This window comes from Natronotalea proteinilytica, from assembly GCF_055379935.1.
Genome location: NZ_AP043947.1, coordinates 3,093,239 through 3,115,758 on the forward strand (window position 1 = coordinate 3,093,239; position 22,520 = coordinate 3,115,758).

Sequence of the window (22,520 nt, forward strand, 5' to 3'; positions counted from 1 at the left end):
TGTAGGGGGTGTGTTATTCAAGCGCTTCAAGATTCCAGTTATAGATATCGCACAGGATCTCAAAATCAGGGTCCTCAAGAATCGCCTGTTTGATCTCCGGTTGCAGTTTGTCGGCGTGGCGGTAGCTTTCCTTTTTCTTTCGGTAGACTCCGTATGGAGCTTCGGAGGCTGTATTTCTGCTTTCCTGGAGAAACTCTTTCGTCTGTGCGTTCCATTTCATCTCGATAAAAGCAAACAAGTCTTTCGCCACATCAACGGGCCCATTATTGAGTTTCTCATACGTTACAGGATAAAACTGATCTGGGTATGCGGCTTTCAAGTACCGGAATAGCCATGCAACCTCTTTCCATTTCTGATATCCGTTGAACTCTTCCGCACGTCCCTTATTTTTCTTTGGCGCATACCGCCATTGCTCGACAGGATCCCATTCGGGGTCAAACTCTTTCGGGGCATGAAGCCACGAGTAGATCGTACTTATTGGATTTCGGATCAGACCGATCACATGTAAGTCTGGATCTACAGTCAGAAGGCGGTTCAAAATATGATGATACCGGACTTCCTTGTAAACGATCGCTTCCGGGGAAGCTTTTTCAAAGTTAGGTATTATCCCTTCTTCTTTTTCTTCCGTACGGTCTAAAAAATCATCTTGGGTAGAGGCTATCTTCTCGAAAAAGGTCTCAACATCTTCTGTTGAGGAGTCGATTCCCAGATAATCTTTGAATGCATAAGAGAAGAGGGGCTGGTACTTATACACTGTTTTTGGATGCGAGTCAAATATTGACCCAAGCCAGGTGGAGCCAGAGCGCGGTGGACTATGTATAGCAAGCCGTTTCATCATGTCAGTTGATACGACGTTAGCATTGGCTGGATATCTTCCTTAGGAACGTTCATCATTACATCAATGATAGAGAGCCCAGGATGGAAGGTGTCCGCATTGTATTGACTGTACTCTGGTAACTGTGGCTTCAAAAACTGAAGCTCGACACCTCGCTCCAAAAAGTAAGGTTTGTCGTACAGTTCTTTGCCTTCTTCCATGTTGATATAGGAGGCTGCACCAAAGTGCTTAGTTAGTTCTATAAGTCGGTCTGCACGCCCGAGAGATGGATCAGCAGGTAGATCTGACGACTGGTAAAAGTCAATGTCTATGTCAAGATACGAAACCACGCGCTTGATGCTCTCTTGTGCAAGTGCAGAGATGTGCTTCCAATTCTGGAGGATGACTTCCTTGACTACTGGGAAGGCTGTGTCGAAGGCATCTGCATTCGCGTACGCCAATCGTATCTTCTTTAGTAGCTTGTCACTTCTCCAGTTCTCATGCACAATCACGTCATGTATCGTTTCATTCGAACTTGCATTGTGACAGGGTACTGTAAACAGATGATCATTTCCGTTGATCAGTATTCTATTTCTGTTAATCCACCCTTGTTTAATGAAATCGACGTCGTCGTAAAACACGAATACATCGGCTGCTTGAATGAGTTGGAAGTATCCCAGATACGGAAAAAGGTATGGCTGCATTACAGCAAGCACCTTATCTGCTGGCTTCTCCTCAGAACACTGACTCATGGTTGAGTAGGGAGTGGTAAGATTGCTAACTAATAGTTCAAGCGTATTCGTTCACGATACGCAAGACGCGATCCATATCTTGCGTGGAGTATCTTTGGTCAATGGGCAGTGGAATGACATGCTTAGCAAGCCAATGCGCCGTGCTACTTGATCTACACCGGTGTAAAACACTTGGCCAATATTGAGGAACGTACACACGCCGACTAATCAGTTCTGTCCGGGTTTTTTCTCCTTTCTCAGTGGCAAACGGGTAGGCAAGGGGGACAGCCCCAGTGGCCAGATTCGTAAGTTTATTCTTATGCTGAAACTGTTCGTTCATGTACGCAAAGTTTGAGCGACGCCGCTCGGCTACTTTGTTATACCGAATCGATCGCATGATTCTTCGCGTCAGACGCGACATACGAGCAATGGGTTTGTGAGCGACCCGTTGTTCATTTGCTTGATAAGACGCATACCCCTCTTCAGGACCAGAGTCAACTCGTTTAAGCAGGTGATCTGCACAGTCATACGAGACATCTCTTGGGTACCTTCGTAGCGTCAATAGCCTCACCGTAGATGTACCCGCCATCGGGCACTCCGAAGAATTTGCGGCACGAGTAAAGTGAGATAGCGTTCTCACAGTGGCTTGAGTAAAACGCCTGAGCGTTGTCGATTATAGCATTATCGTATATTTTAGTGATTTTGTGTACACAACTTTCTTTCAATCCCCAGTAATTGGTATAGCAAGAAGGCTTCGCTCTGACCAATTTCGGGGAATGTAGCTGGCTCAAAGTTGACATTGATCTCATAAAACGAGTAGTCGAGTCCAACGTCTTTGAGAGCATCGATAACCACCTGACAAGTATAGTGGGGGACATATACTTTTGTAAAATCATTTGCCAGGAGTGAAGCACGTAAAGCATTTGAAGCAGAATTAAGCGCTACGCCGGTATCGTGGTATTCGCGTTCCTCATCCAATTCCAAACCGAAGTAGCCACCAATCGGCTTTGGCTTCATGCTCTTGGAAATTCTTAAACCCAGACAGTATGCATTTCTCCTTGAAGAGGACTTAACCACACGTTGTAGCTTTCTCAGTTCATGGGTTAAGTAGTGTTTCTACTTCAACCGAGGTCGACCAGAAGAGATCTCTTTTGCTACTCTTTTTCTCGACTCCGGTAAAACTCGGCCGGGTTGCCATACCAGACTTCCATTGCAGGAACGTCTTTGCGAACTTGAGAGCATGCACCAATTATTGCACCCTCTCCTACGTTTACACCCGGCATGAGCACGACATTTACCCCAAACATGGCCCCATCTCCTATTGTACCCACGACTTTTTCGCCGGATTTTAGGTCTGGAGTGTCAGTTGCCACAAAGCCGTACTTGATAGTAACATTACTACCTATCCTAACACCTGCCGATAGAGTGCATCGGCTCCCCATTGTAGTATTGTCACCGACCACACAATCATCTCGGATCTCACAGTATGCCGTGAAGCTACAGCCTGCGCCAACTCGTGCATTCTCACCTACGATGCAAAATGGCCCAATGTGTGTGTTGTCTCCAATCGTAGCCCCATCATGTATGATGCAGTAACGACCAAAGGTGACGTTTTCACCTATGTCCGCTTTCTTGGAAATCGATGTTTCAGGAGGTACATCCATTTTTGTCAGGTAATTATTGGTTCACAGAAAACGGCGATGGCATTCCACTTGGATTGTTCTTCGTAGGGTACGCCTCAGCAGGCACTCCCATAAGAGTTTTCCCTTTTTCTTGAATATTTTTAATGACAACAGCACCTGCTCCAACTATCGTCTGATCAGCGATTTTCACCTTTGGTCGGAATACAGTTCCAGAACCTATAAAGCAATGTGCTCCTATGCAAGTATTTCCTCCTGTTACAACATCATTGGCTAAGTGAGCGTACGATCCAATTATTGTTCCATGTCCAATTCGAGCCCCTGGAGCAATAAGTGTGTGTTTTCCTATCTTTGTGTACTCACTCAAAGACCCACGCACGAGGACGGCATGAGCGCCTATTATGCATTGTTTTTCTATTATCACTCCTCCGAGCTGAGGCTGTACAACTTTTTCTTTTTTATCCTCATCCCATATCCAAGCAATTCCTGATGCTCCGATAGAAGAGTGCTCGTTAATTACTGTTTTTTCTTTTACTATTGAATTGTCTCGGATTACAGCATGACTTTTCACTATCACATTGTCTTCCAGTACGCAATTTCCAACTACCGCAAAAGGATCTATTTGGACATTTTCACCAATGTCTGCTTCCTTACTAACGACAGCTAAATCGCTGATGCAACCAGTTGAGGTTTCTCCAAATATGGTACTCAAGACTTTATAAAACACCAACTGAGGATTCTCTTCAACAAGGAGTGATACAGTGTTCTTGGGAAGCTGTACGTCATTTGTGTTTGTAAGTACCAGCGATCCTTTCGCCTCTTTGCCAAGATCTGCACCCTCAACAAGAAAGTAGAATCCATTAGGAATTGGATTAAAGATAGACCCGACAGTATACTCTTTTTGAGGTGAACCAATTACATCAAAATGGATGTCTTCTCTGCCTAAAATCTTAACGATTTTATTGTACTCAACAGTACTCATATGTTATTTTTTATTGTTACTGTGACTTGTTTTTGACCTTCCTCTTCAAGCGTGTGATACAGCGGCAAACAAAGCACCCGCTCTGTCACATCATCTGACACCGGAGTATCTGTATCAGGCACATAGTCCAGCGAGGAAAGTGATGGATAGAAGTACCGCCGCGGACTGATGTCGTTCGCCTGTAGCGCCTGCATAGCCGTGTGCATCGCTTCGTGGCTTTCGAAGAGCACAGGGTAGTAGGCGTGGTTCACACAGGCCCCCTCAATAGGCTCTGGGCGCTCCAGATTGAGCGGGGTCAGTTGCTCATCGTAGTAAGCGCATTGTTCTTTCCGACGGGCCAGAATCTCATCGATGGCATCAAGTACACAGAGTCCCATTGCCGCGTGCATCTCCGAGTTCTTCCCGTTGATGCCCACACCGTTGAACTTGGCCGGTCCGTCATGGCCGAAGTTGCGCATGTATGCCATCCGCTCAGCAAGTTCAGGATCTTGCGTCGTTACCGCTCCTCCTTCTACCGTGTGATAGAGCTTCGTTGCATGAAAACTGGTTGCGCTGATGTCGCCATACGCAAACACGCTCTTGCCTTTGTAGGTCGTCCCAAAGCAATGTGCCGCGTCGTAGATGACCTTTAGATCGTGTTGGTTGGCAATATCTCGGATTGCATCAATGTCGCAGGGATTCCCAAAGCAGTGCGTGGCAAGGATAGCCGAGGTGTCCTCGGTAATTTGCGTCTCAATTTTACTCGGGTCGATATTGAGCGTGCTTGGATCGATATCCACAAAGACCGGTGTGCAGCCTTCCCAGACGACGCTGCTGGTCGTCGCCACATACGAGAACGGCGTCGTGATCACCTGTCCTTGTAGCTCCAGCGCCTTGATGGCTATCTGAAGCGCAACGGTGCCGTTTCCGACAAAGAGCAGATGTGATAGATCGAGGTAGGTCTTCAATCGATCCTCCAGCTTCTGCACAAGTGGGCCGTTGTTTGTGAGCCAGTTGCGCGCCCAGACCTGGTCGATAAGCTTCTGATACTGCTCCCGTGGGGGAAGATAGGGTTTGGTAACGGGGATCATGAGGACTGGGTCTTGTTCTTCCAGGGCATCGTGTCACGTATGGGCTCCTTGCCTAAAAAGACACAGAGATCTTGGTAAGCATCTGGATCTCCAACATTCAGCACCAACAAGTCATTAGGGCGATGCGCGAAGTAGGTTTTTACCTGCTCATTATGACGCTCATACAACTGGATAAAGGCTTCCCGGTTGTATAGATCATTATCTTTTCGCGGCTGCACGGCATGCTTTGCTTCGTACGACCAACCAGGGTATACATATTCATCCTGTTTAAGCTCTTCGGGCGTTGGCAAACGATCAAGCCCGAGACGCTGTGACTGGTGACGTATCCAGGATTGGTAGTGCTCTTCCGCTGAATCGCGAACTGTCAAGATGAACTTACTCTCCGGAAAAGCCTGATCCATTACAACATATGTATATGGCCAGCTGAAAGGGACGTCTTGAAAGGCTTCTGCTGTTTTACACAGATCTACAAATGGCTCAAAGTCTCGCTGCTTGTATGCATGTAGCAGGCGCTCTGCTTTTCGTTGATTTCCTATAATGTATCCAAGTTCCTTCAAGGCGATTTTGAGGGAAGTAGTGCCTGTCTTGTTGCGCCCAATGCAGAAGACTTTCTCTTCGCTGATTGGTTCAAAATGGAATCCTCCATTCCGATGGTATCCAAGTGCTTCTGCCCATCGATTCAACTGTTTTCCAGCAGACTGCCGGATGCGGGTAATCATGTGTTCTCTATTGTTCTGGATGAGCAATTGAGCAGATCAAAGGCTAACGCAAAAGCTGTTCGAGGTACGCTCCGTAGCCACTTTTCTTCAATTGATTGGCAAGCTCCTCAAGTTCGATGTCTCCAATCCACCCCTGCCGCCAGGCTACCTCTTCGATACAGGCAATCTTTAGTCCTTGACGACGCTCAATGATTTCTACAAAGCGCGAGGCCTCACTCATCGCCTCATGGGTACCGGTATCAAGCCAGGCATAACCGCGCCCTAACGTACGGACGTGTAACGCATCGTCCTGCAGATATCGCTTGTTTACCGAGGTGATCTCAAGTTCGCCACGACCAGAGGGCTCAACGGTCTGCGCAATGTCCACAACGCGATTGTCATAGAAATACAGTCCCGTCACCGCGATGTTACTTTTGGGGTTTTTGGGCTTTTCCTCAATCGATAACGCCCGGCCGTTCGCATCCACCTCAACGACGCCGAAGCGCTCGGGATCGCGCACGCGGTAGCCAAAGACGGTTGCGCCCTGCAGGTTGGCTACCGTGTTCTCCAGAATGGGCCGAAAACCCTGTCCGTAAAAGATATTATCGCCCAGAATGAGCGCGACGTCGTCGTTCCCAATAAAGTCGGCTCCGATCGTAAAGGCCTGCGCAAGTCCCTTCGGCTCCGGCTGCACTTCGTACTGCAAGTTCACTCCAATGTGCGATCCGTCGCCCAGCAAGCGCTGAAAAGCTTCCTGGTCGTGTGGGGTGGTGATGATCAGAATATCCCGAATCCCCGCCAGCATCAGCACCGAGAGCGGGTAGTAGATCATCGGTTTGTCGTGCACCGGTAAGAGCTGCTTCGAGACCGCGTGGGTTACTGGATACAGCCGCGTGCCACTGCCACCGGCGAGGATGATGCCTTTCATAACAAGAAGCTCTTTCCCTAATTATAGACGCAAGTTATATCCTGTTAATAAACATGCCAGCCTCCTTTCGAGATGAATCTTTAGATTGACTTACATCAATAGTTTTAACTGGGACACCAAGGGAAGCAACCTCTGTAGCTTTCTCTTCTATGTAGTTAATGGTTCTTTCAGTTTCATTTCTTAACTCCTTATTTTTCATGTTTGTATACCTTTCTATTGCACCATTTTTGTTTTGGCGTTTTTTCAAGCGCTCCATTACTATTTCGATAGGAGCTGTACAGTGAACAACTCCATCGGGTACAAGGCAGAATGCATTTCCTTGTTGCTTGACAAGCTCGATAATATCGGTTGTGCGTGTATGGTGCGAAAAAGACTCGTCACATAAAACTATCGATTTAGAAGTTGTTTTATCGTATAAAAAAAGCTTTCTCATCTTGTCGTAATACGATAGAATAGAGTTGAAGCGTGAAGAAGGTGAGTATCTTTCATCTGAAAATCTATTTTCAACTTTTGCCTTGACCAAAAAAAAGGCCTTGTTCAGAACCTCACTATTAAACTCTTTTTTATTACCTCTCTCAGCAACAAAGTGAAGCATTTGTGTTTGTTTTAGCTTAAACACTTTTGACACAGACAGTAAAAGCTTATATGTTTTTTTAATATTTTTTGACTGATTGAGGGCCTTATATAGTGCTTGTTTTTGTGTTATCCACCTATCAGAGCTTTGACGATGTGTGTTCAATGAACGCAACAATGTGCTTTTACCAACACCGGGAGCACCTATGAAATCGACTCTTTTCATATCGACATTTTTGGTTTGAGCTATTTCTACCATGGTACATGACAAAAAATTGCCGGCCTTCACATTATTCTGGGGCATCGACGGAGAACCCCTCTTAAATCGGCAGAAATCCACTTGAGGCGAGCCGCACTGCGAATCGCTTCTCACGAGAGTCGAAGCGTTTCGTCGGGGAAACCCCGCTCAAAAGCGTTTAAACATGGCTATGAAGGATCGTCTGACTTTTGTCGTGTACTGTGCATTTCTACATTGTAAGAAAAGATTTCAAAAACTACCTCCCAACCGCCCCAGATCATACGTATCCGCCGTCACCGTCTCGCACCAGTCGATGTTGGACAGGTACCACTGCACGGTCTTCTGGAGACCGCTTGCAAAGTCCTCGTCAGGCGTCCAGCCCAGTTCGCGTTCGATTTTCGAGGCATCGATCGCATAGCGGTGGTCGTGGCCGGGACGATCGGTTACGAAGGTAATGAGATCGCGGTACGAAGACAAGTCCGATACCGGCTGCACGGCATCTAAGATGTCACAGATTGCGTGAACAACGTCGATGTTCTGCTTCTCGTTGTGTCCCCCAATGTTGTAGGTCTCCCCGACGGAGCCATCGGCCAGCACCCGGCACAGCGCGCGCACATGGTCCTCCACAAACAGCCAGTCGCGCACATTCTCGCCGGTGCCGTAGACCGGAATGGGCTCTTGTTGGAGGGCCTTCAAAATCACCACCGGCATCAGCTTCTCCGGGTACTGATACGGACCGTAATTATTTGAGCAGTTGGTGATGAGCGTGGGCACGCCGTAGGTGTGGTGCCAGGCGCGCACGAGGTGATCCGAGGCCGCTTTCGTGGCCGAGTAGGGCGAACGCGGGTCGTAGGGCGTCTCTTCGGTGAAGTACCCCGTATCGCCCAGCTCGCCGTAGACCTCGTCGGTTGAGACGTGTAGAAACCGGAAGTGTCCTGCCGCATCCGCCTCCTGTAGATACGCACGGGTCACCTCCAGCAGCGTGTGTGTGCCCACGATGTTCGTCTGCAAGAACGCATCCGAACCGTCGATGGAGCGGTCCACATGCGACTCCGCCGCCAGGTGCATGACCGCATCGGGCTGGTGCGTGTCGAACGCTTGACGCATGGCCTCCCGGTCGGCAATGTCGGCCTGGAGAAACGTGTAGCGCCCCGAATCCGCGACCGGCGCAACGGTGGAGGGGTGCCCGGCATAGGTGAGCGCATCTACGTTTACGACCTGGGCCTCAGTGGTGCGAATCAGGTGCCGGACGAGGGCCGACCCAATGAATCCACAGCCGCCGGTGACGAGGATGGTTTGGAAGGGGAGGTTCATGAAGCGTTTTAGTGGATTAAGAGAATGTAGGTGCTAATTGTGTTAGAGACCACCCCGCCCTTCGGGCACTCCTCCTTTCCGGCTACGCCGGTAGGAGGGGAGTTTTGAGGGGTTGTCGCGTTGGCGTTTAGCCCCCATAAGATCGAAATAAACATACACCTCGAAGCTCTCCCCCTTAGTCAAGGGGGAGATGTCGGCAGACAGAGGGGGTTTGATTCCCATCAGCCGTGCCCCCACTTCTGAAGGCGAGTCAGCACATGGGCCACAGGCCTTTGCGTCGTTGCTTTAAGGGATGTCGATTGTATAATCACTGTGTAGTCACATAGGTTCAGAAACTGGTCGTTTGGTTGGCGCAGCGGACCACCCCGCCCTTCGGGCACCCCTCCTTTCCGGCTCGCGCCGGTAGGAGGGGAGTTTCGTGGGATTGTCGCGTTGGTGTTCAGTTCTCGTAAGCCTCGAATAAACAAACACCTCAAGACTCTCCCCCTTAGTCAAGGGGGAGATGTCCATAGGATCACGCCTGCGGCGAAGCCCGAAGGCAGAGGGGGTTGGATTGCCATCAGTCATGAAACTGCTTCTCGATGTACGCCAGCACCCCGTCTGCATCCTCAAACACCTGCTTGTTCTCAAAACGAATGACACGAATGTCTTTTGCTTCCAGGTACGCCTGTCGCCCTGCATCATATTCGCTACGGAGTGGGCCATCGTGCGAGGCGCCATCCAGTTCGATCACAAGACGCTCACCTGGACAATAGAAATCTACGATGTATGGTCCAATGCTGTGCTGTCGTCTGAACTTACGTCCGGAAAGCTGCCGTTTCTTCAGTGCGTTCCACAACTGGGCCTCGGCAGGTGTTGCGTTGTTGCGGAGCTCTTTGCGGCGTTGCTTCAGTGATTTTCGGTTGTGGAGCTTCATCTGTGTACCAATTCTACTTTCCGATGTCCTGGACCACCCCGCCCTTCGGGCACCCCTCCTTTCCGGCTGGCGCCGGTAGGAGGGGAGTTTTGAGGGTTCGTCGCGTTGGCGTTCGTCTCTCGTAGGCCTCGAATGATCATGCACTTCAAAACTCTCCCCCTTAGCCAAGGGGGAGATGTCCATAGGATCACGCCTGCGGCGAAGCCCGAAGGCAGAGGGGGTTGGATTTCCATCAGCTGTGAAACCACTTCTGTAAAGCGAGCCAGCACATGGATTACAGATCTTTACGCAGCTGGTTTAGAGGAGGCCGGTTGTGTAATCGCATAGGCTCGAAACGGGTCATTTGGTTAGTGTACCGGACCACCCCGCCCTTCGGGCACCCCTCCTTTCCGGCTACGCCGGTAGGAGGGGAGTTTTGTGGGATTGTCGTGTAATCTCAAGTGTTCAAAAGTTTTGATCAGCCTTGCACTTGGAAGCTCTCCCCCTTAGTCAAGGGGGAGATGTCGAAGACAGAGGGGGTTTGATTCCATCAGTAATGAAACCACTTCTCGATGTAGGCCAGCGCCCCGTCTTCGTCCTCAAACACCTGCTTGTTCTCAAAACGAATGACACGAATGTCTTTTGCTTCCAGGTACGCCTGTCGCTCCGCATCATATTCGCTACGGAGTGGGCCATCGTGCGAGGCGCCATCCAGTTCGATCACAACACGTTCACCTGGACAGTAAAAATCTACGATGTATGGTCCGATGCTATGCTGTCGTCTGAACTTACGTCCGGCAAGCTGCCGTTTCTTCAATGCGTTCCACAACTGGGCCTCCGCAGGTGTCGCGTTGTTGCGTAGCTCTTTGCGGCGTTGCTTCAGTGATTTTCGGTTGTGGAGCTTCATCTGTACACCAATTCTACTTTCCGATGTCCTGGACCCCCCGCCCTTCGGGCACCCCTCCTTTCCGGCTGACGCCAGTAGGAGGGGAGTTTTGTGGGTTCGTCGCGTTGGCGTTCGTCTCTCGTAGGCCTCGAATGATCATGCACTTCAAAACTCTCCCCCTTAGTCAAGGGGGAGATGTCCACGGGATCACGCCTCCGGCGAAGCCCGATAGGCAGAGGGGGTTGGATTTCCATCAGCTGTGAAACCACTTCTGTAAAGCGAGCCAGCACATGGGCTACAGGCCTTTGCGTCGTTACTTTAAGGGATGTCGATTGTATAATCACTGCGGAACCACATGGGATTGCAAACTGGTCGTCAGGTTGGCGCAGCGGACCACCCCGCCCTGCGGGCACCCCTCCTTTCCGGCTAGCGCCGGTAGGAGGGGAGTTTGGAGGGCCTGCCTACAACCGCTGCATCTCCACCATCTCCTTAAAGCGCGAGCCGTCGTGTTCGCGGAGTTCGTCATAGGGGCCCTCCTCGACGACCTGGCCCTGGTCCATTACGTAAACGTAGTCGACGTTTTTGATCGTCGAGAGGCGGTGGGCAATGATTACAACGGTCATTTCCCCTTTGAGGGCGTCGATACTGCTCTGGATGTAGCGCTCCGACTCCGTATCCAGCGCACTCGTGGCCTCGTCTAAGATAAGCAGGTTGGGCCGCTTAAAGAGCTCACGCGCTACAAAGAGGCGCTGGCGCTGTCCCCCTGAGAGTCGCACCCCGCGGTCGCCGACTACCGTTTCGTATCCATTTGGTAGATCCTTGATGAAGTGATGCGCGTAGGCCTCCTTGGCCGCATGCTGGATCTTCTCGCGGTGCTCCGGATCATTGCTGTAATCGCCCTTCCAAAGCGAGATGTTGTTGGCAATCGTATCATCAAAGACCACCGTCTCTTGCGATACATAACCGATCTGTGAGCGCCATGAGGAGAGGTTAATCTCCGATCCGGAAACCCCGTCGATGTGGACGGTACCCTCCTGGGGTTTGAGGAGAAGCGTGAGCATATCCACCAGCGTGGACTTCCCGGCGCCTGACTCGCCGACCAGTGCGACGGTGGTATTGGCAGGAATGGTCAGGCTAATATCTTTGAGCGCCTGCTCATCGTCGCCATACGCAAACGATACATTACTGAGCTCAATCGACCGGTCGAGCCCCTCAATAACCCGATCTCCATCCGGCTCCTCATTCTTCCGCACCGCATTAAACTCATCATCCACCATTTCCAACGCCCCGATCTTATCCATCGTACCCTGCCAGCCGCTCTGGATGGACATCATCGCCTGCATGCCGCGATGGAAGAGCAGGAGCGCGACAAAAATGGGTGCGATCGGATCGTTAAAAACCGCCACCTGAATGATGATCAGTCCGATAATCAACAGCACCGATACCGGCTCCTTGAGCGCTCCTGTAAATGCTCCGGCCACGCGCTGCTTGAAGATGTAACCGGTGAGCCGGTTCACGCTATTGACGATTCCCGACCGGAGGTGGGGCGTCTGGTGTGTAGATATGATGTACTTCAGCGACTGCAGGGACTGCACGAGCAGCTTGTTCATCTCACTCATCTCGCGCGACTTCATCCGGGAGAGACGACGCACGTAGGCGTTGAGGTACTTAAACAGGAAGAGAATAACGAGTCCAACCCCAATCGCCATCACGGCGAAGTTCCACGCGATAAAGAACGCAAAGCCGAAGTAACTGATCGCCGTAACGACCTGCGTGAGAAAACTGATCAGGCTGCTGAACGAGTTGAAGAAATCATTCACCTGCCCGTTCATCACATTGATGAAGTGGCCGGCGTTTTTCTTGATGTAGTACCGGTAGTCCATCCGGCTGTAGGCATCGAAGAGCTTCGTTTTCAGCTCGCGCAGCAGCCGGGATTGCAGGTAGCCTTTGTACGCGCCCTGGGCAAAGGAGAGTCCGCCCTTCGCGATAAACACCAGCGCGATAAACGCCAGGATGCCGACCATCGAATCGGCAATGCCGATCCAGTTCAGCATATCATAGAGGAGTTGTTCGGCTGTGCCCATGTCCTCAGCTTCGCCGCCGCCGGTTTCGGAGGCCCGGAGCAGGGGCAAGAGCAGGGTAATCCCGAAGCCCTGTGCGAAGGCGGTGGCGATGGTCAGGAAGAAGAGCAGGTACATCCGCCGCCCGATATACCGGCGGTAGACCTTCAGGTACCGAAATAAGTCGCGAAACGTGCTCATGCAGCAGAGCCGGGGCTCGTATCCAAGAAGGGAATGAATCGGGGGGCACCGAACGGGGGCGCCGTCCGCTGTGTGTCTTTGCTTTCTACGGGTGCCCCCAACGCTGGGACGGGGAGCGGGTTCGTGGTGCGGTGTGTTGTGTACATATGGTATACCGCACAAACAATGCCGTATCGTATAGCAGGCACGTGCGTTGCGGTTTCGTTGAATTGTGTGTGGAGAGGGATGTGGTGTGGGGCTTGTTGTTGGGGCGTACGCTCTTTCACCTTGTCATTGCGAGCGGAAGCGACGCAATCTCGTGTGGTTCTGTTCGAGGGGAGCTGCCATGATGGAACGCCGGGGATGCGAGCGATCCCCGGCGCAGTACAGCGGAGACTCGGGATCTTTATCCGAACAGGACCACCCCGCCCTTCGGGCACCCCTCCTTTCCGATGCTGGCGCATCGGTAGGAGGGGAGTTTGAGGGGCTCTCGCGTTGGTGTTTAGCTCCCGTAAGCTGCAAATAATCATTCACTTCAAAACTCTCCCCCTTAGTCAAGGGGGAGATGTCCATAGGATCACGCCTGCGGCGAAGCCCGAAGGCAGAGGGGGTTGGGTTCCCATCAGCCGCGAAACCACTTTTGAAGGCGAGTCAGTACATGGGTTACAGATCTTTACGCAGCTGGTTTAGAGGAGGCCGGTTGTGTAATCGCATAGGCTCGAAACGGGTCATTTGGTTAGTGTACCGGACCACCCCGCCCTTCGGGCACCCCTCCTTTCCGGCTAACGCCGGTAGGAGGGGAGTTTTGAGGGTTCGTCGCGTTGGCGCTCATCTCTCGTAAGCCTCGAATAATCATGCACTTCAAAACTCTCCCCCTTAGCCAAGGGGGAGATGTCCACGGGATCACGCCTGCGGCGAAGCCCGAAGGCAGAGGGGGTTGGGTTCCCATCAGCCGCGAAACCACTTTTGAAGGCGAGTCAGTACATGGGTTACAGATCTTTACGCAGCTGGTTTAGAGGAGGCCGGTTGTGTAATCGCATAGGCTCGAAACGGGTCATTTGGTTAGTGTACCGGACCACCCCGCCCTTCGGGCACCCCTCCTTTCCGGCTGGCGCCGGTAGGAGGGGAGTTTGGGAGATTGTTGCATTGGCGTTTAGCTTTCGTAAGCCGCTAATAATCATACACTTCAAACCTCTCCCCCTTAGCCAAGGGGGAGATGCCGATAGGCAGAGGGGGTTGGATTGCCATCAGTCATGAAACTGTTTCTCGATGTACGCTAGCACCCCGTCTGTATCCTCAAACACCTGCTTGTTCTCAAAACGAATGACACGGATGTCTTGTGCTTCCAGGTACGCCCGTCGCTCTGCATCATATTCGCTACGGAGTGGACCATCGTGCGAGGCGCCATCCAGTTCGACCACAAGACGCTCACCTGGACAGTAGAAATCCACGATGTATGGTCCGATGCTATGCTAGCGTCTGAACTTGCGTCCGGCAAGTTGTCGCTTTTTCAGCGCGTTCCACAACTGGGCCTCGGCAGGTGTTGCGTTGTTGCGGAGCTCTTTGCGGCGTTGCTTCAGCGATTTTCGGTTGTGTAGCTTCATATGTGCGCCAATTCTACTTTCCAATGTCCTGGCCGCTCCGTCCTTCGGGCCCCGGCTGCGCCGGTAGGAAAGGAAGTTGCAAAGTTGTCGTGTCAGGGCCGCTTACGCTTTCTGTATTTCTGTCCGTCAACGGTGAAGAGCGTTCCCGCAAACGAGGCCTCCGTTTGTAGCAGCATTGCCAACGTTCGGTGCACAGCGCGGACTTGTCTTGGATCGGGAGATACATGGAGTACGATGATGCCATGATGCGATGAAGGAGGATACGAGCGGACATCACCAAACCCACGATCGGTCGTCACAAGAACTGCTTCCTTATCCAGGGCCGTCTGGTAAACCTCGGCATCCGGTGCGCCCGTCATACCGAGATCTTGAACACGATGGACGGTGCATCCTGCTGCGCGCATCATGCGAACCGTCTGCGTAAATGTGCATTCATCCGCGAGAAATAGCGGTTCCTGGTTCAATTCCTCACTTTCTGATAGGCTGGGATCTGGCATAGACCTCTTCCTCTTGCACAACGGTATGGGCGTACCGGATGCACGCTAAGACATCCTCGCGGGTGATATGATCGTAGTACTCGTTGATAATCTCGCTGATGGAGAGCCCTTCTCCCAAGAGACCAAGCACCATGTGAACAGGAACCCGGGTGCCGGCAATGACGGGCTTGCCATGATGCACCTCGGGATCAACCTCTATGCGATGGGCAATGGTAGCCATGGATTGCTGGATGCTGTGGAGTATATCACCGTCTTTGCAAAAAGTGTACGTTCGCCAGCATGTGTTCGTTCGCGCAATGCTGTGCTCTGGAGGGCAATCTCATGCGTCACCGTTTGGGGCGGGCTGCCCTTTCCAACTGCCGGGGACACGAGCGATCCCCGGCTATGGATTGGACGGGCACCGCGCCTTCCCGTAGCCCGGGATCAGAAGCGAAGCGGATATCCCGGGCGGTTCCGGGAGCGGGGAAGAACGGGGGAGCGACTCTGGGGACGCTGGAGCATCCCAGCCAGCGTGGCGACGCAGAGGGGCCGTAAGGTCATGCCTGTTGTGCATCGCCACGAGAGAGCGGGTCACTGGGGAGGCAGGCAGCTCCACTCTATCGGAATCCATAGCCCGGGATCAGGAGCGGAGCGGATATCCCGGGCGCTCCTTCAACCCTGTCCGTGCTCAGACAGCCCCACTCGGTCAAAGATGAGATGCGCGTTGCGTACGTGGTAACGGGGATCGAAGACCTCATCGATGGCCTCCACCGATAGATGTGCGGTGATCGTATCAGCAGTGCGCACGATCTCCTGAAACGCGCGCTGTTCTTCCCACGCCTGCATCGCCAGGGGCTGCACCCGGTCGTACGCCTCCTCCCGCGAGAGGCCGGCATCGATAAGGCGCAGCATCAGACGCTGGCTGTTGTACAGCCCATACGTGGCCTCCATGTTTTCGCGCATCCGGTCGGGATAGACCGTCAGGTTGCGAATGATGCGCTTCAGGCGGCGCAGTGCGTAGTGGGTAATCGTCGTAGCATCCGGCAGCACCACCCGTTCAACCGACGAGTGCGAGATGTCGCGTTCGTGCCAGAGCGCCACGTTTTCGTATTGGCTGACCATGTATCCACGCAGCAGCCGGGCACAGCCGGTCAGGTTTTCGGATCCAACCGGATTACGCTTGTGCGGCATGGCCGACGACCCCTTCTGGCCGGAGCCGAACGACTCTTCCACTTCGCGCACTTCGCTGCGCTGTAGGTGGCGAATCTCGACAGCGATCTTTTCGATGGATGCGCCAATCCCCGCAAGCACACTCAGGTAGTTGGCGTGCCGATCGCGCGAGAGCACCTGCGTGGATATCGGAGCCGGTCGGAGGCCGAGCCGCTCACACGTAAGGCGTTCCACCTCGGGCGGAATGTGAGCGAAGGTCCCCACTGCGCCCGACAGCTTGCCGACACGCATCTCTTCGGCAGCGCGAGTAAAGCGCTCCCGGTGACGCTTCATTTCGTCGTAGAAGCGCGCAAGCTTGAGTCCGAACGTGGTAGGCTCGGCGTGTACGCCATGGGTGCGCCCCATTGTGAGCGTGTCTTTGTGCTCGTGGGCGCGCTCGGCCAGTTCGTCGATGAGTCCATCGAGTTGATCGCGGATAAGGCCATTGGCTTTTCGCATCCGCACCATGTAGGCCGTATCGACCACGTCGGTCGAGGTAAGGCCGTAGTGCACCCATTTCTTTTCAGAGCCAAGCGTTTCGCTGACGGCTCGCGTAAAGGCGACCACATCGTGCTTGGTCTCCTGCTCGATCTCGCGGATGCGCTCCACATCGAAATCAGCCTTCTCGTACAGCACCTCCACATCCTCGGGCGGAATGGCTCCAATCTCGCTCCATGCCCAGCACGCAGCCAGTTCTACATCCAGCCAGGACTGGAACTGCTGCTCAATGCTCCAGAGGCGCTTCATTTCGGGACGGGTATAGCGGTCGATCATAGCAAGCAAGCGGCGTAAGGGAGGCGAAGCAATGCATTCTAACATACAGGTTGCGCTGGGTCGAATGCCACCCGCTTCCGTGTGTTGTCCCAGATTGATACATAGCTTCACACAGAATACAGGACCCCATCGCTAATGCACAGATTGCCGCCCGGGGTATCTGCTTCGCTCAAGATGACAACATTAAAACGGAACGCGTTGCAACCCAACCATAGATCTGTGACAGAGAACAACTCACATCCTTGTCATTGCGAGCACAGCGACGCGCCCCGCCCCTAGGGCTAGTCTATGCACATAACGTTGTCTCTGGTATTTCGTTGATGGGAAATTTGACCCCTCCACCGCCTGTTCAATGAGAGACTGTTGGATCCCACAAAAAGAACCCACCTGGGCGTCTGCTCGGGGGAATAGTCGGGGGAATGGATCCTGAACCAAGTTCAGGATGACGTGTCGGGGGGACGGTGCTGGAGACGAAAGCCCCCTTTCAACTCGAACGCCACCCCCTCGAATGCCATCCAGATCCTGAATCGAGTTCAGAACAGGCAAGCGAGCCTGCGAGCGCGATCCAGGCGCCAGAACAGGCGACAGCCTTGTAAGCAGTGCAACAGCGTATCGTAACAGATCTTGGTTCGTAAGTTGGTGCCTAATCCGTACGCTTCGGCGCTCCCACGCAACATGGATCCTGAATCAAGTTCAGGATGACGTGTCGGGGGGACGGTGCTGGAGACGAAAGCTCCCTTTCAACCCAAATGCCCCCCTCGAATGCCATCCAGATCCTGAATCGAGTTCAGGACAGGCAAGCGAGCCTGCGAGCGCGATCCAGGATCCAGAACAGGCAACAGCCTTGCAAGCAGTGCAACAGCGTATCGTAACAGATCTTGGTTCGTAAGTTGGTGCCTAATCCGTACGCTTCGGCGCTCCCACGCAACATGGATCCTGAATCAAGTTCAGGATGACGTGTCGGGGGGACGGTGCTGGAGACGAAAGCCCCCTTTCAACTCGAACGCCCCCCCTCGAATGCCATCCAGATCCTGAATCGAGTTCAGGGCAGGCAAGCGACCGCCAACGATTATCACCATCTCAGGTTGTGTGCATAGACTAGGACTCTAGGGAGGAAGGGCTCCGCCCAGCGCCACGTCGGTCGCCCCGCACCAATTATGATGATTTGGGTAATTTGTTTAAAATCCTTTACATAGTGTTACGGGCGTGTTAGCGTGTGGTGAACATCACGTGATGAAAGCGCGGAGCTCCCACCCGCTTGGCTCCTTCAGTGCGCTGCAGTATCATCTCTGTAGATGTATCGTTCGTTCGCATCCTGCGTACTGAATATTCCCCCCTTTATGTACACCCTTAACCGTTCTACATCCTTACTCATTGGAGCCCTGCTTGCAGCGGCTCTTCTTTTTTCGGGCTGTGATGATGGCCCTGCTGATGTGGCTGATGAGCGCGACGCGGACTCCGATCCGATCGCGATGGATGCCACTCCTCCCGGTGAAACCCCTTCTGATACGGAGCTACCGGGCGTGCGTGAGCCTGGCACCCCCATTGACGGTGAGTACATTGTTGTGTACAACGACGATGAACTGGCGGCCAAGAGCTCTGATGAGATCACCCGTCACAGCGAAGGCCTGCTGGCGTCAACCAGCGCCACAGTCAAGCAAACGTTCAGCCACGCGCTGCGCGGATTTTCTGCAACCTCGCTCACCGAAGAGGAAGCAAACGCCCTTGAAGCGGATCCGAGCGTGGACTTCGTGGAGCAAAACCAGACGGTCCATGCGGTAAATAATACCCAGACCGATGCACCCTGGGGCCTCGACCGCGTCGACCAGCGCACGCTTCCCCTTGATGACACCTATTCGTACAATGCCACCGGCGACGGCGTAAACGTGTACGTCCTCGACACGGGCATTCGGACCAGCCACAATGACTTTGGTACACGTGCTGTTGCGGCTGCCGATGTATTCAATGATGGCCAAAACGCACAAGACTGCAATGGGCATGGCACGCACGTAGCGGGTAGCTCAGGCGGTACGGTATACGGCGTCGCAAAAGGATCCACACTGCATGCTGTGCGCGTACTCGACTGCAACGGGGGCGGCACGATGGACGGTGTTATTGCCGGCGTTGACTGGGTCGCGGCCAATCACCAGCCTCCCGCTGTAGCCAACATGAGCCTGGGTGGCGGTGCTAGCACGGCCCTCGATAGCGCAGTCGAAAGCGCCATTGCCGATGGCATTCTTGTCGTCGCGGCTGCCGGAAACGACAATACCAATGCCTGCAACGCCTCGCCTGCTCGCGTGGCCGACGCCCTTACGGTCGGATCGACCACCTCGTCGGATCAGCGTTCCGGATTTTCGAATCTGGGATCCTGCGTAGACATCTGGGCCCCTGGCTCAAACATCGCTTCGGCCTGGCACACCAGTGACACCGCTGTGAACACCATCAGCGGTACGTCGATGGCCGCTCCTCACGCAGCCGGTGCTGCCGCGCTGTACCTGGAGGACAATCCGAGTGCCTCGCCCCAGCAGGTCTTCGATGCGCTGACCAGCACCGCCACAAGCGGCGTGCTTTCTGGACTGGGCACCGGCTCTCCGAACCTGCTGCTGTATAGCCTACTCGGCGAAGACGGAGGCGACGGCGACAACGGAGATGATGGAGGCGACGATTCGCCCGGCGCGCCCTGCTCGTCTTGCTCTAGCTATACCGGCACGCTGAGCGGTACTGGCGATGATGCCTATGAGCCCGATGGATCGTACTACGCAGGCGATGGCAATGAAGTCGGCTACCTGCAAGGCCCTAGCGATGCGGACTTCGATCTGTATCTCTACCGCTGGAATGGATGGACGTGGAGCCAGGTCGCTTCGGCTACCACCCCCGACTCAAACGAAGAGATTTCGTACAACGGGTCACCGGGCTACTACCTGTGGGTCGTTGAGTCCTTCAGTGGAAGTGGTAACTACACCTTCTACCTCGAAGACTAACGAGGCAGATTCACGCCACCTATAAAGCGGGTTGCATGCGCCGGGTGCTCATCGTCGAGCATCCGGCGTATTGCATGAGAGGGGCAAGTAGAAACACTGCGTGTCGTTCCGATCGCCTTCGTCTCATAGGGTACCGGGACGCCCTACGGTCGAGGCGTCCTGCTGATCAGTGTGCACGGTGTGGACTTCTCTCTGCGTACTGGACGTGCCAAGCCTGCAGGAACGGCGCTGAGATCCTTCCGCCTGGCGGCGTCAGGATGACCTGCGGACGCGCAAAATCCCAACGCTCCCGCGTCCCCAATCCACCACTTGGTTTCTTTACCTCGGGTCATTACGTCGCGACGCAGAGGGGCCGAAGGTCATGCCGGTTCTACATCGTGACGAAGATACAAGCAGGGGCTCGTCTCCGGTTGCGTTGTGTATAGACGTAGGGCTATGGAGGCCTAGTCCGGGATCAAGAGCGAAGCGGATATCCCGGGCGGTCATTGTGACGCCCCCAAGGCCCGAAGCACGCCGAATCACCCTCCCAATATCACTGCCCAGTACACCCAGGCCATCAAGACGAATTGCAGGGGGATGCGTACCCAGAGCATCCAAGTAGGCAGGGCTTCAAACCGCCCGTCTGGATCGCGCACCATGTAAATATGCACCACCAAGAACACAGCGAGCATAGCGATCAGCCCCCACCCTGCGTACACCCGCACCGACGATAACAGCACGCCGAGTCCGCCGAGGACTTCGAACACGCCGCTTACATACACCAGCAGTTTGGGAGCGGGTAGATACGAAGGCACCAGCGGCACAAACACATCGGGCTTTACAAAGTGCGCGACGCCTGCGGCGGTGAACATCGCCGCAATGGCATACAGAGAAAGCGTTTGAAGCATGATCGTGCAGACAGAATAAAACGTACAGGCTCTAAAAATCGTTATGCGGTCTCAGGGGCGTCGGTCTCCAGTGCCAAGCACGTTGTCAACAGCATGTTTATCGCGCCAACCGATTCAGCATGCGCTCGACCTGGGCGGCGTACGTGCCTCCAAAGTGATTCAGGTGATTGATTACGTGATACAGGTTGTAGATGAACACCCGCTCGTCCAACCCATCGGGCAGTGGCCACGCTGCCTGATAGGCGTCGTAAAAAGAGCTACTGAATCCGCCAAAGAGCTTTGTCATGGCCACATCAACCTCGCGATGGCCATAATACGCAGCCGGATCGATGAGGGCCGCCCCGCCCTGTTGTGTGGCCATTACGTTGCCCTTCCACAAGTCGCCGTGTACGATCGAAGGGGAAGGTGCTGTGGGGAGCCGGTTGTCCAGGTCGGCGCACAGCCGTTCAAAGGGGGCGTCCCAGGCACTCTTCCACCGGTTGCGGCTCCGGGCCATGTCCCGTTGCGGCAGAAGGCGGTGCGCTCGAAAAAACGCGGGCCAGTTTGTCTCGGTTGTGTTGCGCTGCGGAAGACGTCCGATATGGTTGTCTTGCGAAAACCCGTAGGTCGCCTTGGTGCGCCGGTGGAGCACAGCCAGCGCCGTGCCCAGGTCGGCCATGAAGGTCGGGGCGGGGGAGCCCGGAGGAATCCACTCCATGAGAAGAAACCCTGGACGACGATCGGTTTCGGGTTCCACCGCATGCACCGTTGGGATGCGCAACGGTGCGTCGGCGTTGGACAGTGCTTTCAGGCCAGCCGCCTCGCCAGCAAACGTGCTGGCCACATCGCCCCGGCCCCACTTCAGAAAGAAGGTGTCGGTTGCTGTCGCCAGGCGGGTGGCCTGCGCGATGCATCCGCCCGACACCGGCTCGGCCTCGAGGAGCGGCCTGCCAACATGCGCCTCCAGCGCGTCGCGCAGATCCGGTTCGCTGGGAAACATCCTATCGTTCATGCCGCCTCGGTCTTCGTTTCATCAGACGACGCATCGGAGGCGAGGTCGTATTCGTCGATAAGCCGTGTAAGCAGCACCTCGGCGGTCCGATCGACGATGCTATACACCCGCTCGAAGCCTTCGCGTCCGCCACTGTACGGATCGGGCACCTGGTAATTGCCCGGCTCGGGGTCGAACTCGCGAAAGAGCCGCACCTTACCGCTGTAGGTATTGTCTTCGTCGAGAAAGAGCACATCATTCAGATTGCTCTTATCCATCACGAAAATATGATCGTGATCGGCCAGGTCGGTTTTGCGAAATTGCGAGGCGCGGTGGCTTTCAATCGACAGCCCGTGCCGCTTGGCAGTCTTGCGCATCCGGCGGTCGGCCTTGTTGCCCACGTGCCAGTCGCCCGTGCCCGACGAACTGATGTCAAACGCGTCGTCTAGTTCGTGCGCCTCTACCTTCTCACGGAAGACGCCTTCAGCTAGCGGACTGCGACAGATGTTGCCAAGACACACAAAGTGCACACGAATGGAATCGCTCATAGTGCTTGTGGGGAATATACAAAAACGCATTAGCAGGAACCCGCACAGCAGCAGCCATACGG

At 53.9% G+C, this 22,520-nt stretch carries 21 protein-coding genes and 1 pseudogene; 1 reads left to right on the forward strand and 21 read right to left on the reverse strand.

Going from position 1 to position 22,520, the window contains the following annotated elements; all coding sequences use genetic code 11:
- Positions 1–13: 13 nt before the first annotated feature.
- From ACZ5AL_RS12325 to ACZ5AL_RS12410, 18 genes and pseudogenes are all read right to left on the reverse strand, one after another.
- Positions 14–838, reverse strand: coding sequence for a sulfotransferase (locus ACZ5AL_RS12325; RefSeq protein WP_464510732.1), 825 nt, complete (start codon positions 836–838; stop codon positions 14–16).
- Positions 835–1,566 (reverse strand): WbqC family protein, encoded by a 732-nt coding sequence (locus tag ACZ5AL_RS12330; protein WP_464510734.1) that lies wholly within the window; start codon positions 1,564–1,566, stop codon positions 835–837. The genes ACZ5AL_RS12325 and ACZ5AL_RS12330 overlap by 4 nt, the downstream gene beginning before the upstream one ends.
- A gap of 672 nt (positions 1,567–2,238) precedes the next feature.
- The gene (locus ACZ5AL_RS12335) at positions 2,239–2,562 is read right to left on the reverse strand and encodes a hypothetical protein (protein ID WP_464510735.1); all 324 of its coding nucleotides are present in this window, start codon (positions 2,560–2,562) and stop codon (positions 2,239–2,241) included.
- Positions 2,563–2,699: 137 nt separating this feature from the next.
- A complete protein-coding gene (locus tag ACZ5AL_RS12340) occupies positions 2,700–3,209 on the reverse strand; it encodes an acyltransferase (RefSeq protein ID WP_464510736.1) in 510 nt (169 codons plus the stop codon).
- Between the two features lie 13 nt (positions 3,210–3,222).
- Entirely contained in the window at positions 3,223–4,167 is a 945-nt protein-coding gene (locus ACZ5AL_RS12345; protein WP_464510738.1) for a hypothetical protein, read from the reverse strand.
- A complete protein-coding gene (locus tag ACZ5AL_RS12350) occupies positions 4,164–5,237 on the reverse strand; it encodes a DegT/DnrJ/EryC1/StrS family aminotransferase (RefSeq protein ID WP_464510739.1) in 1,074 nt (357 codons plus the stop codon). Before ACZ5AL_RS12350 ends, ACZ5AL_RS12345 begins: the two co-directional genes overlap by 4 nt.
- Positions 5,234–5,956, reverse strand: a complete 723-nt coding sequence (locus ACZ5AL_RS12355; protein WP_464510740.1) for a sulfotransferase — start codon at positions 5,954–5,956, stop codon at positions 5,234–5,236. Before ACZ5AL_RS12355 ends, ACZ5AL_RS12350 begins: the two co-directional genes overlap by 4 nt.
- Before the next feature lie 43 nt (positions 5,957–5,999).
- Positions 6,000–6,863 carry a glucose-1-phosphate thymidylyltransferase RfbA gene (gene rfbA, locus ACZ5AL_RS12360; RefSeq protein WP_464510742.1) on the reverse strand — a complete coding sequence of 288 codons (864 nt, stop codon included), beginning with the start codon at positions 6,861–6,863 and terminating at the stop codon, positions 6,000–6,002.
- A 34-nt stretch (positions 6,864–6,897) separates the two neighbouring features.
- Positions 6,898–7,695, reverse strand: coding sequence for a hypothetical protein (locus ACZ5AL_RS12365; protein ID WP_464510743.1), 798 nt, complete (start codon positions 7,693–7,695; stop codon positions 6,898–6,900).
- A 228-nt stretch (positions 7,696–7,923) separates the two neighbouring features.
- Positions 7,924–8,988 (reverse strand): dTDP-glucose 4,6-dehydratase, encoded by a 1,065-nt coding sequence (rfbB, locus tag ACZ5AL_RS12370; RefSeq protein WP_464510744.1) that lies wholly within the window; start codon positions 8,986–8,988, stop codon positions 7,924–7,926.
- A gap of 559 nt (positions 8,989–9,547) precedes the next feature.
- Positions 9,548–9,904 (reverse strand): endonuclease domain-containing protein, encoded by a 357-nt coding sequence (locus tag ACZ5AL_RS12375; RefSeq protein WP_464510746.1) that lies wholly within the window; start codon positions 9,902–9,904, stop codon positions 9,548–9,550.
- A 529-nt stretch (positions 9,905–10,433) separates the two neighbouring features.
- Complete coding sequence (locus tag ACZ5AL_RS12380) at positions 10,434–10,790, reverse strand: endonuclease domain-containing protein (protein WP_464510748.1); 357 nt, start codon at positions 10,788–10,790, stop codon at positions 10,434–10,436.
- A 440-nt stretch (positions 10,791–11,230) separates the two neighbouring features.
- A complete protein-coding gene (locus tag ACZ5AL_RS12385) occupies positions 11,231–13,030 on the reverse strand; it encodes an ABC transporter ATP-binding protein (RefSeq protein ID WP_464510749.1) in 1,800 nt (599 codons plus the stop codon).
- Positions 13,031–14,256: 1,226 nt separating this feature from the next.
- Positions 14,257–14,613, reverse strand: a pseudogene (locus tag ACZ5AL_RS12390) (endonuclease domain-containing protein).
- Positions 14,614–14,705: 92 nt separating this feature from the next.
- Positions 14,706–15,110: a DUF5615 family PIN-like protein gene (locus ACZ5AL_RS12395; RefSeq protein WP_464510751.1), complete on the reverse strand. Its 405-nt coding sequence runs from the start codon at positions 15,108–15,110 to the stop codon at positions 14,706–14,708.
- On the reverse strand, positions 15,082–15,330 hold the full coding sequence (locus tag ACZ5AL_RS12400) for a DUF433 domain-containing protein (RefSeq protein WP_464510752.1): 249 nt from the start codon (positions 15,328–15,330) through the stop codon (positions 15,082–15,084). The genes ACZ5AL_RS12395 and ACZ5AL_RS12400 overlap by 29 nt, the downstream gene beginning before the upstream one ends.
- Before the next feature lie 431 nt (positions 15,331–15,761).
- On the reverse strand, positions 15,762–17,072 hold the full coding sequence (gene purB, locus ACZ5AL_RS12405; RefSeq protein WP_464510754.1) for an adenylosuccinate lyase: 1,311 nt from the start codon (positions 17,070–17,072) through the stop codon (positions 15,762–15,764).
- 947 nt (positions 17,073–18,019) lie between these two features.
- Positions 18,020–18,151: a hypothetical protein gene (locus ACZ5AL_RS12410; protein WP_464510755.1), complete on the reverse strand. Its 132-nt coding sequence runs from the start codon at positions 18,149–18,151 to the stop codon at positions 18,020–18,022.
- A 261-nt stretch (positions 18,152–18,412) separates the two neighbouring features.
- Here ACZ5AL_RS12410 and ACZ5AL_RS12415 point away from each other — a divergent pair, with 261 nt between their 5' ends.
- Positions 18,413–20,053 (forward strand): S8 family peptidase, encoded by a 1,641-nt coding sequence (locus ACZ5AL_RS12415; RefSeq protein WP_464510756.1) that lies wholly within the window; start codon positions 18,413–18,415, stop codon positions 20,051–20,053.
- A gap of 518 nt (positions 20,054–20,571) precedes the next feature.
- Here the strand turns inward: ACZ5AL_RS12415 and ACZ5AL_RS12420 are convergent.
- The 3 genes from ACZ5AL_RS12420 to ACZ5AL_RS12430 form a co-directional block, all read right to left on the reverse strand.
- Entirely contained in the window at positions 20,572–20,940 is a 369-nt protein-coding gene (locus ACZ5AL_RS12420) for a DoxX family protein (RefSeq protein ID WP_464510758.1), read from the reverse strand.
- Positions 20,941–21,037: 97 nt separating this feature from the next.
- Positions 21,038–21,931 carry a fructosamine kinase family protein gene (locus ACZ5AL_RS12425; protein ID WP_464510760.1) on the reverse strand — a complete coding sequence of 298 codons (894 nt, stop codon included), beginning with the start codon at positions 21,929–21,931 and terminating at the stop codon, positions 21,038–21,040.
- The gene (locus tag ACZ5AL_RS12430) at positions 21,928–22,458 is read right to left on the reverse strand and encodes a low molecular weight protein-tyrosine-phosphatase (RefSeq protein WP_464510761.1); all 531 of its coding nucleotides are present in this window, start codon (positions 22,456–22,458) and stop codon (positions 21,928–21,930) included. The genes ACZ5AL_RS12425 and ACZ5AL_RS12430 overlap by 4 nt, the downstream gene beginning before the upstream one ends.
- Positions 22,459–22,520 lie beyond the last annotated feature (62 nt).

Coding starts and splice junctions, on each gene's coding strand:
- ACZ5AL_RS12400 (WP_464510752.1), bottom strand. CDS start 15,330: ATGGCTACCATTGCCCATCGCATAGAGGTTGATCCCGAGGTGCATCAT.
- ACZ5AL_RS12380 (WP_464510748.1), bottom strand. CDS start 10,790: ATGAAGCTCCACAACCGAAAATCACTGAAGCAACGCCGCAAAGAGCTA.
- ACZ5AL_RS12325 (WP_464510732.1), bottom strand. CDS start 838: ATGATGAAACGGCTTGCTATACATAGTCCACCGCGCTCTGGCTCCACC.
- ACZ5AL_RS12395 (WP_464510751.1), bottom strand. CDS start 15,110: ATGCCAGATCCCAGCCTATCAGAAAGTGAGGAATTGAACCAGGAACCG.
- ACZ5AL_RS12415 (WP_464510756.1), top strand. CDS start 18,413: ATGTACACCCTTAACCGTTCTACATCCTTACTCATTGGAGCCCTGCTT.
- ACZ5AL_RS12420 (WP_464510758.1), bottom strand. CDS start 20,940: ATGCTTCAAACGCTTTCTCTGTATGCCATTGCGGCGATGTTCACCGCC.
- ACZ5AL_RS12350 (WP_464510739.1), bottom strand. CDS start 5,237: ATGATCCCCGTTACCAAACCCTATCTTCCCCCACGGGAGCAGTATCAG.
- ACZ5AL_RS12330 (WP_464510734.1), bottom strand. CDS start 1,566: ATGAGTCAGTGTTCTGAGGAGAAGCCAGCAGATAAGGTGCTTGCTGTA.
- rfbA (WP_464510742.1), bottom strand. CDS start 6,863: ATGAAAGGCATCATCCTCGCCGGTGGCAGTGGCACGCGGCTGTATCCA.
- ACZ5AL_RS12355 (WP_464510740.1), bottom strand. CDS start 5,956: ATGATTACCCGCATCCGGCAGTCTGCTGGAAAACAGTTGAATCGATGG.
- ACZ5AL_RS12365 (WP_464510743.1), bottom strand. CDS start 7,695: ATGGTAGAAATAGCTCAAACCAAAAATGTCGATATGAAAAGAGTCGAT.
- rfbB (WP_464510744.1), bottom strand. CDS start 8,988: ATGAACCTCCCCTTCCAAACCATCCTCGTCACCGGCGGCTGTGGATTC.
- ACZ5AL_RS12425 (WP_464510760.1), bottom strand. CDS start 21,931: ATGAACGATAGGATGTTTCCCAGCGAACCGGATCTGCGCGACGCGCTG.
- ACZ5AL_RS12335 (WP_464510735.1), bottom strand. CDS start 2,562: ATGAAGCCAAAGCCGATTGGTGGCTACTTCGGTTTGGAATTGGATGAG.
- ACZ5AL_RS12430 (WP_464510761.1), bottom strand. CDS start 22,458: ATGAGCGATTCCATTCGTGTGCACTTTGTGTGTCTTGGCAACATCTGT.
- purB (WP_464510754.1), bottom strand. CDS start 17,072: ATGATCGACCGCTATACCCGTCCCGAAATGAAGCGCCTCTGGAGCATT.
- ACZ5AL_RS12410 (WP_464510755.1), bottom strand. CDS start 18,151: ATGGTGATAATCGTTGGCGGTCGCTTGCCTGCCCTGAACTCGATTCAG.
- ACZ5AL_RS12375 (WP_464510746.1), bottom strand. CDS start 9,904: ATGAAGCTCCACAACCGAAAATCACTGAAGCAACGCCGCAAAGAGCTC.
- ACZ5AL_RS12345 (WP_464510738.1), bottom strand. CDS start 4,167: ATGAGTACTGTTGAGTACAATAAAATCGTTAAGATTTTAGGCAGAGAA.
- ACZ5AL_RS12385 (WP_464510749.1), bottom strand. CDS start 13,030: ATGAGCACGTTTCGCGACTTATTTCGGTACCTGAAGGTCTACCGCCGG.
- ACZ5AL_RS12340 (WP_464510736.1), bottom strand. CDS start 3,209: ATGGATGTACCTCCTGAAACATCGATTTCCAAGAAAGCGGACATAGGT.